This window comes from Hymenobacter sp. (assembly GCF_036387835.1).
Taxonomy (GTDB): Bacteria; Bacteroidota; Bacteroidia; order Cytophagales; family Hymenobacteraceae; genus Hymenobacter.
The window spans coordinates 20,078-37,005 of the sequence record NZ_DASVSY010000124.1 but is presented as its reverse complement, the minus strand read 5'-3'; the positions used below and the strand labels follow the sequence as shown (position 1 = coordinate 37,005).

Here is a 16,928-nt window from a genome sequence, read left to right as displayed (position 1 = left end):
CAAGCCCATTCTGCCCACTGGCATTTTCAACTTAGGCTTTTTAAGGGCTAGTCCAGCATCCGCAACTCGCTTTACTCCTTGATTGTTGGGTCGGCCTGTGCCTTAAATACAAGATTCGGGACGCCCGCGCGAGTTTGTTCTATGACCAAGTCTGGATGAACTACGTGCTGACTTTCTTCGAGTCCTACTACATTATCAGAGCCCCAGCTATAACGTGGCCAGTTGAAGCCTGCAAGAACTCACCTTCATGCGCGATGCAACCAACAAATGGTGGGTGAATTCGCAAACGGAGCTGGCTTTTTTCCACTGCAGTCACTAGAACATAAAAGCGTCGGTCATCATTAGTTCTTACTACAACCGGTTTACATCTTCAGCTGACTCTATTTACTTCCGCTCTTTACTTGACATCCCCAGCGAGTCATCAGTACCGTAATGATTATTTGAAAAACGTGGCACCATATTACTGCGAGTTGCACTGGCAAGCCCAGAAACCTAATTACGCAGCTAGAGTGACCTGAAATGCAGAACTCTGCGTCAACTGAGGGTGTCGCTTAATCAAAAACCCGAATAAAGTTCTGTAAAACTCAGTAGGTTGAAGCTATAAGTTTAAGTGTACAATTAACTGAAAAAAATTCAACTAATTCTTGCAGATATAACGTATTTAATATTTTTTTGTAGGCATGCCGGAAAAATCTTTGGGGGTTTCCTTTCTTCTTTGCACCTATAATGGTGCAGCTCGACTAGCCGAAACGCTGGCTTGTTTAGCTGCGCAAGAAAACCCAGCAGGCTTACCTTGGGAAATTGTTTTCGTGGATAATGCCAGTACTGATGGCAGTGCCCAGATGGCGCGCGAGGTATGGGCCATTCTCGAAAATCCTGCGCCATTTCGACAGCTATACGAGCCCCGGCCGGGCTATAGAGTGGCCATGCAACGCGCCATTGAGCAAATAACTTATCGCTACGCTTGTATCGTCGACGATGATAACCGCCTTGCGGCAGATTACCTCTACAAGGGAGTGACACTGCTGGAAAATCACCCAGAAATTGGCGTTCTGGGTGGCCCTAATACTGCCACCTTTGAGGGGACAGCGCCAGCTTGGTTTTCCGCCTTTCAGCACTGCTACGCATCCGGACCCCAACTTAACCGCGTTAGCGGCTTCGCGCCGCTAATTGATGGGCCTGCAGGACGCAACGTTCTATGGGGCGCTGGCATGTTTGTCCGCAGCAAGATATGGCGCCAACTACAGGCACACGGATTTCAAAGCTTATTTACGGGCCGCCAAGGCGAAGCTTATTTAACGGCTGGCGAAGACGACGAGCTATGCTACGCCGCTCAGTTACTGGGCTACGAGGTGTGGTACTCCACGCAACTGCATCTGCACCATTTCATGGCGGCTGGCCGCCTGAGCGAGGCATATCGCGACCGGTTGTTTTACGATTCGGCCCGAGCTACCACCCGCCTCAATGCCTACCGAAACGCCTTGTGGGGCCGGCCCGATGGCACCGTGAGCGTTAACCTACTCAAAGATCTGGGGTACAATGTGTGGAGTTTAGTTGGAAATGTGTGCCGCCCTGACTTTGCACGGGCTTGGCTAACAACCAATCGCCTCCCGTTAATGAGCCAACGCCACACGCTAGTTGTGATAAAAGAAATGGTTTGGCGGCATCGTCAAGTCATAGCTTACTACAAGCAGGTATTGCAATTCAAGCAGCGTCTGTGTTTCACAAACTCCACTCCTAGCAGTCCGATCGAATGTACAGATTAGTGAAAGCTTTCGGAGATGCGGTTGTTAGAAAAATTGCTAAATCATTGCCGGAGTTGCAACGAGCGGTGGTTGAGAAAACATTCCCGACTCGTGCTTCCTACTGTCCCGTGGCTCCTGCCAACGCCCTAATGCTCTCGCACGCGCTAGTGGCCCGTCTCACAGTGCCAATACATTTCAACCCCTACCACATCTACTGCTTACGCAACGTGCATGTAACTTGGGATGGTGCGGTGTTTCACAATTTGCGGCTATTTGGGCCCAGCATCGTGCACCGTCGCTTCCGGAGCCGATTTCAGGATACGTTACTGCTACGTCAGTGGTTGGGTGAGAAAGTGCGCGTGACCGGTACTGCTATTGCCGTATGCCACAACCAATGGTCAACAGAAAACTACTACCATTGGCTGATCGACAGTCTCCCTCGCTTGTTGGCACTGCGCAGTGCCTATCCGGGCATAAAATTGCTGTTGCCCCAGGTTTCTGACATTCATCCTGTGCCAGAGTTCATTACCACTAGTGCCCGCCTGCTAGGTTTCCCCAACCAATTACCGCTCAACTCTCAGCAGATACTGAATGCCCACTCTGTCGTTATGCCCACTCTAACGGCAACCTCACTTACCCAGCGTCCAGAACTGGTACGGCAGGTGCAACAGGAACTCCTTGCCGCTTTGGGTATGGAGCCAACGCAGCCGTTTCGCCGGATTTATGCGGCGCGGGCTGCAGGTTTCCTGCGCAACTTGCGCAACGAACCGGAAGTGGAAGAGTGGCTGCGGCAGGAAGGCTTCGAAAAAGTCTATTTCGAAGAACTGTCTTTATTAGAACAAGTCCGCCTAATGCGCGAAACGGAAGTGCTTCTGGCCGTACACGGGGCCAACATGACCAATATGCTGTTCCTACCCAGTACTTCCAAAGTGATTGAGATTCATAACAAAGAATACGGTGACCCGTGCTACTTGCGGCTGGCGTCGTGCCTCGAATTAGAATTCTATATCTGCCCCTGCACCGGCGTCGACCCACGACTTGGTAACCAGTCGGATGTGGTAGTTGACATGACATTACTGCAAGCTATCACGAATTTAGCACTCACCAAAAAATCGAAATGCGCCAACTTTAGCTGACGCTTGAAGTGCACCTACTGAGACTTTCATTCAGTCACTAACAATTGTATAATTAATATACTGAAGCATCTTTAATTCAGTCCTTTTAGTTTTACGCGTTTTTCTAATCCTGTAGTTAGACACTTTTGCAGGCTGCCACTGCCTCGCAAGGTAGACGATGCTTTATGCTTGCTAGAGTACCATATTTAGATAGCTAATTGATCTAAACGATAACTGCTAAAATTCCAAGGCTGAGCTATAGCAACGATTATCCTATGTTCGCCGAACTGCCGTAGGGAAGCTATTGAAAAGGAAAAGAGAGAAGCAAGATTTAGCGATTATGGAGCCTATGAGCTCGTTTTACATGACAATCCCTTCTCTTTTCTGGGGCCACTTTGGACAGTTCCGTGAGGCCGAGAAGCCTGTGTCAGGATAGATAAAGATTCTCTGGAAGTCCTTTTTCTCCTTTCCGTTCACTTTTCACTTTACACCATGGCTCCGCAGGTGCTTCTTCCCGTTGTTGGCATTGACGTGAGTAAAGTTTCGCTGGCTGTTTGTTACCTCGTAGCCGAACAGGTCAAGCACTTGGAGGTGAGCAACAGCAAAGTGGGTTTTCAGCAATTGGTCAAGGTCTGTGGTGCCCGCTGTCTGTTCGTGATGGAAGCCACCGGCACGTATAACCTGGCGCTGGCCTATTATCTGCACGAGCAAGGCGGGCAGGTGGCCGTGCTCAATCCGCTGGTCATCAAGCGCTTTATTCAGATGCCCCTGAGCAAAGGCAAAAGTGACCGCAAGGATGCCCAGTGGCTGTTGCGCTATGGGCAACAGCAAGCTGTCAAGATCTGGCAGCCCGAGGAGCAGGTGCTCGTGGAGTGTCGGCAATTAGAACAAGTCGCCAAGCAACTGCTCAAGCAAAAAACGATGGTCAGCAACTCGTTGGAAGCCCTGCAACGTCAACCTTTTGTCAGTAAGGTCGCCTTGAAACACGTACGACAGATGCTCCACATCTTGACGCAGCAAGTCGATGCCGTAGAAGCCGCACTCCTGGCACTGCTCGAGCAACGCTTTGGCTCGGAGATGACGTTGCTATGCTCGATTCCCGGTATCGGACGCAAGACGGCGGGCATGCCCCTCTTGTTTGCTAGCGGCTTTACGCACTTGGACAATTATCGTCAACTCTGAGGTGGTCTAGCTATGCCGGACAGAAGAAGGACGTATCTTTCTTCTGTTATGACTACGAAAAAGAGTGGGGCGTCGCCCGACAAACGGCGTAAATACGACGAGGCCTTTAAGGCTGAAGCGCTACGTTTAGCCAGCGAGAGCCGCAGCACCCAGGCCGCGGCCCGGCAGTTGGGCATCAGCCCCAAGCTGCTCTACCGCTGGCAACAAGCGCAAGTCGTGGCCGAGGTCGGCAGTGTGGAAGAGGCCCGCGACCCGGAGGTGCGCGCCCTGCGCGCCGCCAATAAGCGGCTGGCGCAGGAGCTGGACATTTTAAAAAAAGCCTTGGTCAGTTGCCTGCTCTAGGCGCAGGCTCAGCCAGCCGACCCCATGAGCACTTACCGCTACATCGCCACCGGGCCAGCTAAGTCCCGGTGCGCCTGCTCTGCCGCGTGCTGCGGGTGGCCCCGGCCGCTTACTACACGTGGCAGCGCAGCCAGCAGCAGCCCAAGGCCGAGCCGGCCTGGCAAGTGTCCGTGCGCGAGGCGTTTGCCGACCACAGCCAGCGCTACGGCACCCGCCGACTGCGCGCTCAAGTGCAGGCTCAGGGCCATGCGGTCGGTCGGTGGCGCATCCGACACGTGCTGCACGCCCACGGCCTGCGGGCGCAGCAGCCTCGCTCGTTCGTGCCGCGCACCACGGATTCGGACCCGGCCGTGCGTGCGGCCCCCAACCGCCTGCTCGGCCAGCCGGCCCCCACCGCCCCCAACCGGGTCTGGGTAGGCGACATCACGTCCCTGCCCCGGCAAGGCGGTGGTTGGCTCTACCTGGCCGTGTGGCTCGACCGCTGCTCGCGCAAAGTTGTCGTCTGGGACGTACGCGAGACCATGCCCGAAGACTTGGTGAGCGAAGCGCTCCGCCGTGCCTTGGCCGTGCGCCGGCCCCCAGCCGGGCTCGTCGTCCACTCCGACCAAGGCAGCCAGTACACAGCCACGCGATTCAAGGACCTGCTGGCCCGCCACGGCGCCGTGCAAAGCATGAGCCGGCGCGGCAACTGCTACGACAACGCCCACGCCGAATCGTTTTGGAGCCGCTTCAAAGCCGAGTTGCTCGCCGGCGGCAGCTTCCCCGGCCTAGCCGAAACCAAGCTCGAAATCAGTCACCACATCGCCTACTACAACGCCGAACGCCGACACTTCGCCCTCGGTTACCAATCACCCAACCATTTCGAAACCCAACTCAAAACCACGTCCCAATTGTGTCCGGCATAGCTAGACCACCTCATAGTGCCGGTGGCGGGTATGTGTGGGATGACGTACTCGAGTACCGGGTATGGTGTCATCCCCATGAAGGAGCGCCAGACACGGAAGATGGAAATGATTACTACTACGTCTTCGCCACGTATGAAGAAGCCTTTGCCACCGCCAACGAAGGAACGGAACCACCTCTCGCGCTAGTGTTACAAGAGGAATACATTGAGCAGGCCGAACCAGACGTGTTTGTGCACATCCAGGAACAGCGGTTGACGGAATGGCCCGTGGAGTTTTTGACCCGCCCCCGTAGAGAGGCGACAACCATTCCCGCCTTTTTTTCGCCAACAGCCCCGGCAATCGTCTCGATATTTTGCGGGGCTTAGATTAAACCTGCCGTGAGTGGGAGCAGCGTTATAAAAGCAGCTTTTCCAAGTGTCTGATAAGTAATCCTTGTGTAAAACAATTTACTTAGGACTTACGCACTTGCTGGCAGTAGGGCCGAAATCAGGGGCTTGATCAGCAGTTGCCGCAAGTAAGGCGCCCATTGCTGCTGGTGGGCTTGGTAGATAGTCTGTGCCGTTTGGCGAGCAAATTGTCGGAGCGACACCCACGCCAGGTAGCAACAGGCCAGCTGGTTGCGCTGAGCTTGGGCCTGGCGACATTGACATTTTTCAGTCCCGATGAGTTGCTTGAAGCTGCGGTGAAACTCCTCCACCTGCCAGCGCGTGCGCGTGGTGGCGGCCACTCCTTCCTGCGTGAGGGTAAAGGCAAAGTTGTTGGTCACCACCCATTCCACGTCGCCGTTTGGGGCCACTAGCCGGAAGAGGCGCACGGCAAAAGGAACTTGCTTGAGGCGTACTGCCAGCCCGGCCTGCCCGCCGCCCGCCGGTGGGGCCACCGCGTTCAAGGCTTGCTACCCAACTTCTTTGCTGACACTCACCAACCGGTTTCTTTTCAGGGTGGTGAAAAACGTCCAACCAGCCCGGTGAATCAGTTTCAGGTTGTCGCTGCCGCTGTACCAGGCATCAAACAAGAGGGTGCGAGCCTGGATCTTGCCTTCGGCCACGACGTGGGCAAACAGCTGCTGGAAGGGCTCGTTTTTAGTTGGCGAGTCTTGTTCGGGGGCATAAATGCGGTAGTCGAGGGGCATGAAATCGCCCGGCTGGCCGCTGCTGTGTACCAGATTGACCAGGCAAATGCCGGTGACTAGCCCGTGCTCATTGCCCGAATACTGGCGCTTGGTCAACTCAATGAACTGACTGTAGCATTTGTCTTGGACACTGTCATCGACTAGCAAAAAAGCGTCAGGCGAGTCGTGCAGCAAGGGCACGACCAACTCCCGCAACTGCGTGGGCGAAAACGAACTTTTGCGCAAAAATCGGTTTACTTGGTCGTGGCTCACGGCAGGCAAGTGGTCGGCTAGGTGGGTACACGTGTAATTACGGGGCGTACTGAGCAGGTACTCGATGTAGGTGGCTTGGGTCAACATGGGCAAGTGCTTTGCTTCAAGATACTACCGAGTGCGTAAGTCCTATTACTAAAGGGGGTTCTTCTTCCAAAAGGGCGGATTTACACGCTAAGCCATCGGGTCACCGGGATGGCGCAGTGGGCGACGGTGTAGTGGGTCCAAGTGGGCAGGATTGGTGAAGGAGTATTTACCGAGTCGGTTGATGTGCTCGTAGCGGCTGGGCGAGAGGTACTGGAAGTGGGCCTCGTCTACCGAATAGCCTTCGGCCCGCAGCTGCTGGAGGACTTCCTGCATGTACACGGTGTTCCAGAGCAGCACGCAGTTGGTGAGCAGCGTCAGGCACCGGGCCGCTTCGGTCTGCGCCTGCTGCTGCTTGCGGCGGATAACACCCTCGCTGCCAAACCACAACCAGGCGCGTAGCGCGTGCAGCTCTTCGCCCTTGTTGAGCTGGGCTGTGGCGCCTACTCTGTTGCCGAATGCTTATTCTCCAGCTCCTGATGACTGCTCCCGAGTCCAGCCAGCTCTTGGTGTTCAACTGAGCCTATCAGGCCTGATGCATTCGCTTCTAACCAAGCCAAAAATTCCTTCAGCTAGCACACGCGGCATTAATCCAGTTTCACTGGATGCTTATTTGCGATGGACGCTAACGAATAAGCAAGGACAGCTAGTACGCGCTGGCATTGCGCCGGTACCCGTGGCTACCGACAATCTATGGCACCAACTGGATCTTGCCCTGGACATTGACCTGTCCAGCGAGGAAGCGCGCACCGGTACCTTGCGCGTACAGGAATTGAATGATGCCAGCAACCCCGTCTTCTTTGACCTGCTCACCATCAGCCACCCCCAGGATCAGGTCCTGGTATCGCAGGAAAATCATTATTATCCCTTAGGAATGGCGATGAGCGGGGTAGGTGTCAATACTATACCAGCCGTCAAAATCAGCAAGCAGCAGTTCAACGGTGGTTCCGAGTTACAGGACGAGCTGCTCGGCACCGAAGCCGGCGTGTACAGCACCTTCTACCGCACCTATGACCCCGCCCTGGGCCGCTTCACTGGCGTCGACCCGCTGGCGGACGTGACGCCTGACTGGACCCCCTACCAGTTTGCAATGGGCAATCCAATATCCGCCAATGATCCAACAGGAGCTCTAAGTCAAGCAGATATTAACCTTTTGTATAATTTGTTAGACGTGGTTAATAACTCTGACAATAACATCACAGGTATATTGCTTTCGTTTGGTGGTGGTGGTGGTGGCGGCGACTTCCTAAGTAGTGTAGCAGACGGCTCCGCATCCCACATAGGCTATAGAAATGGCCAGTTTGGATATTATTCCTCTTTTGGTGGAGGCGGTGAGAAGAGCACACGTATCGATGTTTTGCAGGAAGTAATTGTAGGGATGAAATTCGTACCTGTGTCTTATTTTGTTCAAGGTATTATTGACCATCGAGAGCAACTAGGACAATCTATTGGAGTAGTCTTTAATGCCTACGTCGGATACAAAGAAATCATTGCAGGCCTTGCTTTAGAAGTTGTGCCAGAACCAACATTAGTAACCAAGGTAGTTGGTACATATTCTTTACTAGATGGAATTACAAGAGTCTATTCTGCACCTGTGCGCCTTTATGGCATATGGGGGGGTAATAAGGATGCAGCCAATACTCCTAGTAATTTGTTAGGTGCTGTTGGGTTTGGTATCGATGCAGCAGCTAATGGGCAATTCAACCCTGGCAGCAAAACTCAAGTAACTATGGAGCTTGCTGGAAATTTTGTTAATGCCACAAGAACATTAATTGATGGCTCTGCCAGTGTGATATCGCACGTAGCTGGCTTGTACTATGGCGCCTATCAGACATCAAAAAAACTCGCTAAATGACGCGGATAATAGTAAAAGAGACTTCTATGAGTAGTATAAACAGGCTAATAAATAGCCTGTTTATACTCGTATTCGTATTGCTATCCGTGTTTATTTTCTTTGATAAAATTAATATTTTTTTTATTAATATAATTATATTAAGCATATTTACAGGGTTTGTTACAATTTTATTAGTTATTTTTATTTCAAAAATATGCAATAAAGGCGGAGTATATTTGAGTATAGTTGATGGTAATATATTTTTAGAAGAAAACAATAAAAAGATTAGCATAGAGGGCAATAATAAACTGATTTTGAATGTAGATGGAAGTCAAAATACTTTAAGTAAAGAAAGTGATATGTGGGGAATAGAATTATATATAACAAGCATGAACAAAGCGTTCTATATTAATAGTGCAAGCATTCCAATAATTAAGGAAATAATTAAGACGGACAAATTTGAATTAGGTTTTAAAAGAGACTCTATAATAAATTGTCCGCCTACTGTGTTTATATCGAAAATTATAGAAAATACTTGGCTTTTTTTTCAATAATGTGAAGTTAGTTTTTTTCTTAATAATTAGTAAATTGATAATACTTGCCAAATAATATGATTTACTAATATTGGAATTTGAGATAGCTGTATTTGATAATTAGGATAAATCTCAATATCGTAATTATTTTTAAAATAAGTTATAAATTAACTATTAAAAAATATCAACTTAAATGAATTATGTGTAGGTGCTTAGATATCATAAAATGATAAGCCTATTGCTTGATTAGTTAAAATTGCCTAATATTATGATTTGGCAGTTTTCAAGAATATTGTCACTAGGGCGATTTAAATACATTAACTAATTCAAAATATAATTATTTCGTATAATATATTGAAAAGTTAATATTTACTCACAATTTTAAATAGTTTTTCACATTCGCTAATGACAAGGAATCTACTCGCCTTTTCTTTGCTTACCTGCGTCTCGTACACGAGTCAGTACGCCCACGCCCAGCAAGGCCCACCCATCGTCATCCAGCCGGGGGCCACCGTCACGCTGCCTACCGGAGCCGCGCCGAGTGCGGTTGCTGTGGCGGACTTCAACGCCGACAACCGGTTCGACGTGGCCGTGTGTGAGCGGGGGCTCAACCAGGTAGCCATCTACCTCCAAACTGCAGCGGGTACGTATCCCAGCCCGGTCAACACATATCCGGCGGGGCAGTCGCCGAGCGGGCTCGTGGCTACTCGGCTCACCAACCAGCCCAACCGTCCCCCCGGCGACCTGATAGCCCTGAGCGGCCCGAGCAGCAAATGGACCCTGCTCTACAACGATGGCAACGGCCAGGGCTCCTTTACGGAGGTACCGGCCACCGGGGCCTTCGGCACGGGGCAAGTCAGTGTCAACCCCCAGCTGGTAGCCGCCAACATCGACCGGAACCTCTACGTCGATGTGGCTTACACCTACGACGGCCCCAACCAAGGCCGGGTGAAATGGGATTCATACGCCGGGGCCGGCCATTTCAACGGCGGCAGCTACTACGACATTCCCTTCGCGCCCGCCAGTCTGGCCCTCGATGATTTCGACCGGGACGGTTTCACCGACGTCGTCTATACCGACCCCTTGTCCAACCAGTTCTGGGTGCTTTTTGCTTTGCAGTCAAACCCACCCGTTTGGAATGCTCCCGCCGAGCTAACTCAAATACCCAGCGCCGGCATCCAGCCCATCCACGCGGCCACCGGCGACGTCAACCGCGACTTTCAGCCCGATATCGTGGTAGCCAACGCGGGCAGCAACAACTTGGTCCTGTTTCTCAACGTGGGCGCCTATCAGTTCGGCTCTCCCTTTGCGTACACGCTTTCCGCCGCGCCCCGCAAGGTATTGCTCGAAGACCTCAACGGCGACAGTTCTCCCGAAATGCTGGTCATTACCGCCGACAATCAGCTTCAGGTATTCCAGCACACTGGGGCCCTTGGTATCGGCCGCTACGGTGCCCCGCAGCTACTGGCTACTGGCGTGAACCCCACCACCCTGCAAACCGTGGACGTAAACGGCGATACGGTGAAAGATATCGTAGTTGGCTGTGTCGGCGACAATACTGTGCGGATGTACCTGAACCGGAGCCTACAGCCCATGGCTACCCGTGCCCCGCAACTCACAGGCCTGAGCGTGTTCCCTAGCCCTGCCACCGACCAGCTTCAGCTACACGCTTCCCGCACAATAAAAGGCCCGTTGGTAGCCACGCTGCTCGATAATCTGGGCCGCACGGTACGTCAACTGGAGGTGCAGCCCGATATCAGCCCAATTCCTGTGGCCGACCTGCCGCGCGGCTTCTATACGTTGAGAGTGGTAGGTAAGGAAGGTACTTACTCGTCAAAAATCATGTTGAAATAGTATGGCGGTACATCTAAATCCTCGTTTTCCTGTACAACTCGGCGAACAGGTTACGCTACCATAAAAGTCAGGCAAAACTATCGGAATCGGTTCAGAAAACTTGTTCAGCAATCTAAGTACAGCAATGGGTACCTTCGCGATGAGAAACCTGTACTTAGACCATGCATATCGGCTACGCTCGCGTCTCGACCCGCGACCAGAACTTGGAACTACAACTCGACGCCCTGAATAAGGCTAGGTGCGAAACCATCTACCAGGAGAAAGCGTCCGGGGCCACCAAAGCGCGCCCTGAACTGGACCGGATGCTGGCTAGGCTGCGCCCTGGCGACACCGTCTACATTTATAAACTCGACCGGCTGGGCCGCTCACTCAAGCATTTGCTCGACATGGTCGCGGAGTTGGAGTTCCGGGGCGTGGGTCTGGTCTCGCTCACCGATGCCATTAACACCACCTCGGCCCAGGGCCGGCTCGTGTTCAATCTATTCGCCTCCCTGGCCGAGTTTGAGCGGGAGCTGATTCGGGAGCGCACCCACGCGGGCCTGGCCTCAGCTCGGGCGCGAGGCCGGGTTGGGGGCCGCCGGCGGGGACTATCGGAAGAAGCCGAGCGCACGGCCATCGTGGCCGAGACCCTGTACAAGGAGCAGCAACTTGGGGTGAACGAGATTGCCCAGCGCCTGCGCATCTCCAAAGTGACGCTTTACAAATACCTGCGCCATCGGGGCGTCGTCATTTACAGCCACCGGAAAGCCGCAGTGGGTAAGCCAACCGATTGAGTTTTATACCACTTTGTCGGTCAAATTCCTTAACGTGCTATTTATTCCGTTTTCTGAGAGCACCCCTTATAGCGTACTCTCCGGTTTTCAGAGTTCAGTTACGGAAAAGCTTGTAAAAAAATGCGTACTGGCTTTATCTGTTCAATGCGTATTCTACTCTATTATGCAACCATTAGGACCATTGGTGATGCATGAAACCGCTAGTTCCGCCCCCAACGCACACCTGACTTGAAGTTGAAATTTAAACCCAGGCTATTGTTGGGTTAAACATTTCTCTGCTTTTGCCTAGGCTCTTAGTATTTTACTTGGTGACCAGCTTGCTGCTAAGCAGATGAACATTAGAACAACTGATCCGAAGATCTTAAGGCGCATTACGGTACCTCCCCTACCCTAATTGAACCTGCTTGCGTCAACGCCTTGTGTTCTTTATGGACCTACAACTTTCGTTTCTTCTTTGCTCGCTTAGTGTTTGCTTTGCCGCAGATTAGATCCTTTCCTTATGCGGGCGTATTTTGGTTGTAAGGATTGTCCATCTTTTTACCGTTACTGATTCTGCTTCCACAGCAGCTAGAGTTTCAGTTTGATGCCTTTTTGTATCGACTACTCATCAAGCATTTCTGTCCTGCCATCAGACATGTATTATATGTAACACATACATTAAATGTGTTATATGTATAGTGTGTAATAAAATAGCATACACGTTGTATGACTTCTATTGTATGGATATATTTATCGTTTTAACTCCAAGTTTATAAACCATTTTTTCGTAGCTGATAACCTACATTTTAAGCGATAAATCTATACATACACTACATACACTGCCTATTTTTTGACTGCTACATTATAATATGTTTGTGTAATTTCAACGGCTAATCTAGCGCATACATGTACTACATACATTATATGCTACATATCGTAAAATTATTAAATACCATGCCTACCCCTACTTTATGTATGTATGACATTTATTAAATGTGCAGTATGCGTAGTATTTAATAGTTATCATGTATGTGTGAAGTTTTAAATGTGTATAATTGTCTCGTATTACTCATGTGTTTCCAATGAAAACCATCTGCTTTGCCAACCATAAAGGAGGGGTGGGGAAGACAACCTCCACGCTGAATGTGGGTCAAGTACTAGCCAGCCGCGGTAATCGTGTGCTCTTGATCGATAGTGACTCGCAAACCAATCTTTCCATGTCGTTTGATCGGCAGGGCACCCGACATTTAGGCGAGATTCTGGAAAGTGACGGTCAGGTTTCCATAAGTCAGATTATGGAGCCAGTAGGGGAGGGGCTTCACTTAGTGGCCGCTTCGCCTCGCTTACAAATGGTCGAGAAGCTTATGGCCGGTAGCTCTGGCTTGGAGTTCGTGCTGCGCGAAGCCTTGGAAGAAGTGGAAGCGCAGTTCGACTACTGCCTGATCGATACACCGCCATCCTTGGGCGGTATTACATACGCCGCCCTCATTGCCTCCGACGCCGTTTTCATTCCCCTACAACCAGAATATTTCGGTTACAACGGTTTGACCTCTCTCTTGCAGGCGTGCGTCCGCGTCCGCAAGCACTACAACCAAAAGCTCAAAGTAGGCGGCATCTTTTTCACTAAATACTCCCCGACCTACCGCGTCTCCATGCACCACCAGTATGTGGAGCTAATCAGCCAGGACGAGCAGCTTGCGCCCTTGGTAATGGAGGTTAGTATCCGCCAAAACACCAAATTAGGAGAGGCCCAGGCGGTTCAGGAAGCTATTTTAGCATATGCTCCGGACAGCAACGGCGCCCTCGACTATATTGCCCTCACCGAAGAAATTCTAGCCCGGCTATGAGCAGCACTCCCAAACGTAATTTCACGGCGAAAACTCCACGCCCAGTTTTAGATACCTCTTCTCTTTACGGCATGGAAGAGGTGCCACCCGTAGCTTCTCCCAACTCTCCCCAGGTGCCCACTCAGCTACCAGAAGCGGCGGGTCAAGAGTGGGTGCAGTTTAGCACTTACTTGCGCCGGAACACTTATTTACGGCTTAAGCAGGCCGAGTATTGGGAGCCGGGTTTCGTGGCCCGCCAGCAAATCGAGCGGGTAGTAAGCGAGTTGCTTGACACACTAGAAAATGCTAATCGGAGTCTACCTGAAGAGCAGCTTCAGAAGCTACTACTGAAAAACAAAAAGCTGAAACCCTGAAAGCATAACACAACCTCGGTTTGCAACTACTAGCCAACTACCAGCAGACAGCTGCATTCAAGTGGATCAGTCGTTGATAGAAGAGAGGGTTGCCGCCGACCAATAAGTGAATTAGGTAGCCAAGTTGATTGTCTTGCGCTTACGCCCTTCAACTTTTTGTCGATCTGTATAGACGACGGATGGGAGGAGGGGAGGAGGGAGCCTTACGCCTATCAGAGACTAGAACTGTTCATTACAGCCATCATGAGCCCGCTACAGCAGCAGACCCTTGATGGCTGTTGTTGTGTGAGATTGGCTTTGAATACCACCTGCTCGAGACCTTGGCGTCGGCAGCTACTCCAATTTACTTAAATCAGTATTCAACTGGGTGTTTTGGTAGCACCCTTTTCTCTAGGATGGTGCTAGACCTGTCAGCGATGCTGCTACTAAAACACCCAAGTAGCTACCAAACAACAAAATTTTTTGTGTGGTGAATAGAGGGTGTTTTGGTAGCACTCTTATCTGACTAACCTCACAGGTTGTTTTGGTAGCACCCTAGGCTTTCAACTCAATTATGCCTCATTATTTAGTAGCGCGCAGGTTGTTTTGGTAGCAGTTATATACTAAGAGGTACTGCCAAAATAGTACAAGGGTGTTTTGGTAGCACCCCCATTCCTGTTGCTAAACCCAGCAGAACGGCTTTGTTTTGCGTAACTTGAAAGCAAGCGGGTAATACCCCTAAATGTCAGATCATTAAAGCATAAAAAAGCACAAGCACATATAAAAAATTGCGCCTTTTTATGCTTTAAAAGCTTCTTGGGGGAGGTGCTACCAAAACAACCTCTCAAAAAAAACAGACTAGTCTTTTTATACTTTCTTATTAGTTACTATTTAAGGGCGGCTTAACTACTTGATTCTTAGAACGTAGTGAAGGGAAAGTGCTACCAAAACAACCCGTTGCTGCTACCAAAACAACCTATTTCCCCTGCTGCTGCTACCAAAACACCCCTAGTGTCCGTCTTTATGGATGAAGTAACTGAATCTGCTACTAAAACACCCCTGTTGGAGGGCCTGTCTCCCGATCCAACCGTCGCTGTCGTCGCCGTCCGAGTTGATCCGGAAGCATTCATTAAGCAGCACAATGCGCTAATCAATGCCTCGTTCAACCTGATTACGCTGGAAATGCGCTTGTTTGTGAGCTTACTTGCCCGCATTCAGCCCGAAGACGAGTCGTTTCAGTATCATTTCGTACACACCAAAGAGCTGATTCCAGAGCGGAGCGGGGGCGCTATTTATCAGGAAGTGCGTCGCATGGTAGATTCTATCGGTGCCCAGATGCTCAAAATTGAACGGCTGGTAGAAGACGGCGGTAAATTAAAACGGCGTAAAAACCCCAACTACGAGGTTATTCCGCTGATGGCGCGGGTGTATTATGACACGCAGGCGGGGGGCGTAATTGCTTGCTTCAACCCGCTTATTGTGCCCTACCTACTGCGGCTGAAGGCAAATGGCAACTTCACATCGGCTCGTCTCAATCAAGTTCGCAAAATCAAAAACCCTTATGGCCACCGGATTTACTGGTGGTGCATGGAGTGGGTGAATTTTGGCCGCAACGAGCGCACTATTGAACTAGACAAGCTTAAGTTCATGCTGGGCATGACCAAGGGCGAATACGAAGGTCGGTTCAACAACTTCAACAGCAAAGTACTCCTTAAAGCCCAGCAAGCATGTGCTGAGACTGATCTGCCCTTCAGCTACCGGGTGAACCGGGAGCGAGGAATACCGGTGAGCATTACGTTTCACTTTCAACTCGTGACCTCGGCCCCAGAAGATAAGACTGCTACCAAAACACCCTCGGAAAACGAGCTGGCCCCCTCCTGGGAAACCGCCCTGCTACAAGCCGGTATCGGTAAAGCCAGCTTGCCTATTATTCGTGCACAGCTCGCCGCTCAGGAATACGACGAGGGGTATTTACACTACGTGTTGCGCATAACGGAAAAGCAGCAGGCCCTGGGCAAGATTAAGAAGTCGGCCAAGGACTACCTCTACAAAGGCATTATCGAGAAGCACATGCTGGAAGACTACTTGCACCAGGCCTTACCCGCCATTCCAGCCAAGATTTCGCCGCCCCCCATGGTGCAGAACCGTCCCCGGGTGGTATTTCAGTACTGGGAGGTGGAAGGATTCTACCAAGACGAGCAGAAGATGAAGCGCACAGCGGAAACTTTTCTTGAATTTTTAGAGCGCAAGTACTTGGCCAAAGGGTTCAGTATCGTGCAAGAGGGAGGCAAGCAATTCGTGGTACGCGAAGCACAGTAGCCCCCGAATAACTGCTCTATTAGCGGACCACATACGGATGCAAATCACATGGCCCGGCTAACACACTCTTGCTTGTCCGGTACTTGAATGGCGCGGCGACCTAATGGCAGTTCAACAAGTGGAAGCCATACAGCAGGCGCAGCCCGACGGCTCAGGACGGCTTAAGATCAGCTGCTGCCAGGATGGCTGTTAAGTGAATGTCGCCTTGCAATAGCTGCTTAGGCTTCAGGACGGAGCTTTCGACCAAGGCTCGTATGGTAGCTGCTTGGTTGATGAGCGAGGTTTTAAGATGCGTTCGTCTCCTCGATGCAACTCTCTGCTGGCTAGCGGCCTCCCTCGAATGTCCCGCTTGTATACCCCGGCAACAGGTTAGCTTGCTCTTCTATTTGCCTGCTTGTCGTACCGTCCATGAAAACAGTTAAATTATGGCAACATCAACAATTACTTGCTGCAGGGTGGCTTCTTTACCAGCTACAGCGGCTTGCAGACCAAGAATGCTGACAGTAGCCGCCACCATACCATCGGTATTCAGCCGGACGTGCTGGTGCTGCCGACACTGGAATCTATCCGCCAGGGGCAAGACCTGATTCTATATAAAGCCTTCAAACTGGCCTTAGATACCAAGTAACATAGCGGAACACTAGGAACTACGTATAAACAACATACATTCCTGTTCAGCTTGTGGTATTTATACGGATTA

Annotated in this window: 13 protein-coding genes and 2 pseudogenes; 13 read left to right on the top strand and 2 right to left on the bottom strand. The window is 51.0% G+C overall.

Features of this window, described 5'->3' with window-relative positions; translation table 11 throughout:
* The first annotated feature begins 680 nt into the window (after window positions 1–680).
* The 5 genes from VF639_RS25030 (at window position 681) to VF639_RS25010 (ending at window position 5,289) form a co-directional block, all read left to right on the top strand.
* Window positions 681–1,766 (top strand): glycosyltransferase, encoded by a 1,086-nt coding sequence (locus VF639_RS25030; RefSeq protein WP_331148699.1) that lies wholly within the window; start codon window positions 681–683, stop codon window positions 1,764–1,766.
* Window positions 1,767–1,873: 107 nt separating this feature from the next.
* A complete protein-coding gene (locus tag VF639_RS25025) occupies window positions 1,874–2,881 on the top strand; it encodes a glycosyltransferase family 61 protein (RefSeq protein WP_331148698.1) in 1,008 nt (335 codons plus the stop codon).
* Window positions 2,882–3,352: 471 nt separating this feature from the next.
* Entirely contained in the window at window positions 3,353–4,042 is a 690-nt protein-coding gene (locus VF639_RS25020; RefSeq protein ID WP_331148697.1) for an IS110 family transposase, read from the top strand.
* A 48-nt stretch (window positions 4,043–4,090) separates the two neighbouring features.
* Window positions 4,091–4,384 carry a transposase gene (locus tag VF639_RS25015; RefSeq protein WP_331148696.1) on the top strand — a complete coding sequence of 98 codons (294 nt, stop codon included), beginning with the start codon at window positions 4,091–4,093 and terminating at the stop codon, window positions 4,382–4,384.
* 68 nt (window positions 4,385–4,452) lie between these two features.
* Window positions 4,453–5,289, top strand: coding sequence for an IS3 family transposase (locus VF639_RS25010; RefSeq protein WP_331148695.1), 837 nt, complete (start codon window positions 4,453–4,455; stop codon window positions 5,287–5,289).
* Between the two features lie 457 nt (window positions 5,290–5,746).
* On the opposite strand, the pseudogene VF639_RS25530 reads toward VF639_RS25010, so the two are convergent.
* A pseudogene (locus VF639_RS25530) lies at window positions 5,747–6,760 on the bottom strand (IS701 family transposase).
* Between the two features lie 87 nt (window positions 6,761–6,847).
* Window positions 6,848–7,186 (bottom strand): annotated as a pseudogene (locus VF639_RS24995) (Tn3 family transposase); the annotation flags it as partial.
* Window positions 7,187–7,292: 106 nt separating this feature from the next.
* Between VF639_RS24995 and VF639_RS24990 the strand changes: the two are divergent.
* The 8 genes from VF639_RS24990 (at window position 7,293) to VF639_RS24955 (ending at window position 16,856) form a co-directional block, all read left to right on the top strand.
* Complete coding sequence (locus VF639_RS24990; protein ID WP_331148693.1) at window positions 7,293–8,612, top strand: RHS repeat-associated core domain-containing protein; 1,320 nt, start codon at window positions 7,293–7,295, stop codon at window positions 8,610–8,612.
* Window positions 8,613–8,698: 86 nt separating this feature from the next.
* Complete coding sequence (locus VF639_RS24985; RefSeq protein ID WP_331148692.1) at window positions 8,699–9,145, top strand: hypothetical protein; 447 nt, start codon at window positions 8,699–8,701, stop codon at window positions 9,143–9,145.
* A 411-nt stretch (window positions 9,146–9,556) separates the two neighbouring features.
* The gene (locus tag VF639_RS24980; protein ID WP_331148691.1) at window positions 9,557–10,978 is read left to right on the top strand and encodes an FG-GAP-like repeat-containing protein; all 1,422 of its coding nucleotides are present in this window, start codon (window positions 9,557–9,559) and stop codon (window positions 10,976–10,978) included.
* Window positions 10,979–11,139: 161 nt separating this feature from the next.
* A complete protein-coding gene (locus VF639_RS24975) occupies window positions 11,140–11,751 on the top strand; it encodes a recombinase family protein (RefSeq protein WP_331148690.1) in 612 nt (203 codons plus the stop codon).
* A 1,061-nt stretch (window positions 11,752–12,812) separates the two neighbouring features.
* Window positions 12,813–13,577, top strand: coding sequence for a ParA family protein (locus tag VF639_RS24970; protein ID WP_331148689.1), 765 nt, complete (start codon window positions 12,813–12,815; stop codon window positions 13,575–13,577).
* Entirely contained in the window at window positions 13,574–13,930 is a 357-nt protein-coding gene (locus tag VF639_RS24965) for a hypothetical protein (protein WP_331148688.1), read from the top strand. The genes VF639_RS24970 and VF639_RS24965 overlap by 4 nt, the downstream gene beginning before the upstream one ends.
* Window positions 13,931–14,932: 1,002 nt before the next feature.
* Window positions 14,933–16,228, top strand: a complete 1,296-nt coding sequence (locus tag VF639_RS24960) for a replication initiation protein (protein WP_331148687.1) — start codon at window positions 14,933–14,935, stop codon at window positions 16,226–16,228.
* 481 nt (window positions 16,229–16,709) lie between these two features.
* On the top strand, window positions 16,710–16,856 hold the full coding sequence (locus tag VF639_RS24955; RefSeq protein ID WP_331148686.1) for a hypothetical protein: 147 nt from the start codon (window positions 16,710–16,712) through the stop codon (window positions 16,854–16,856).
* Window positions 16,857–16,928: the final 72 nt, after the last annotated feature.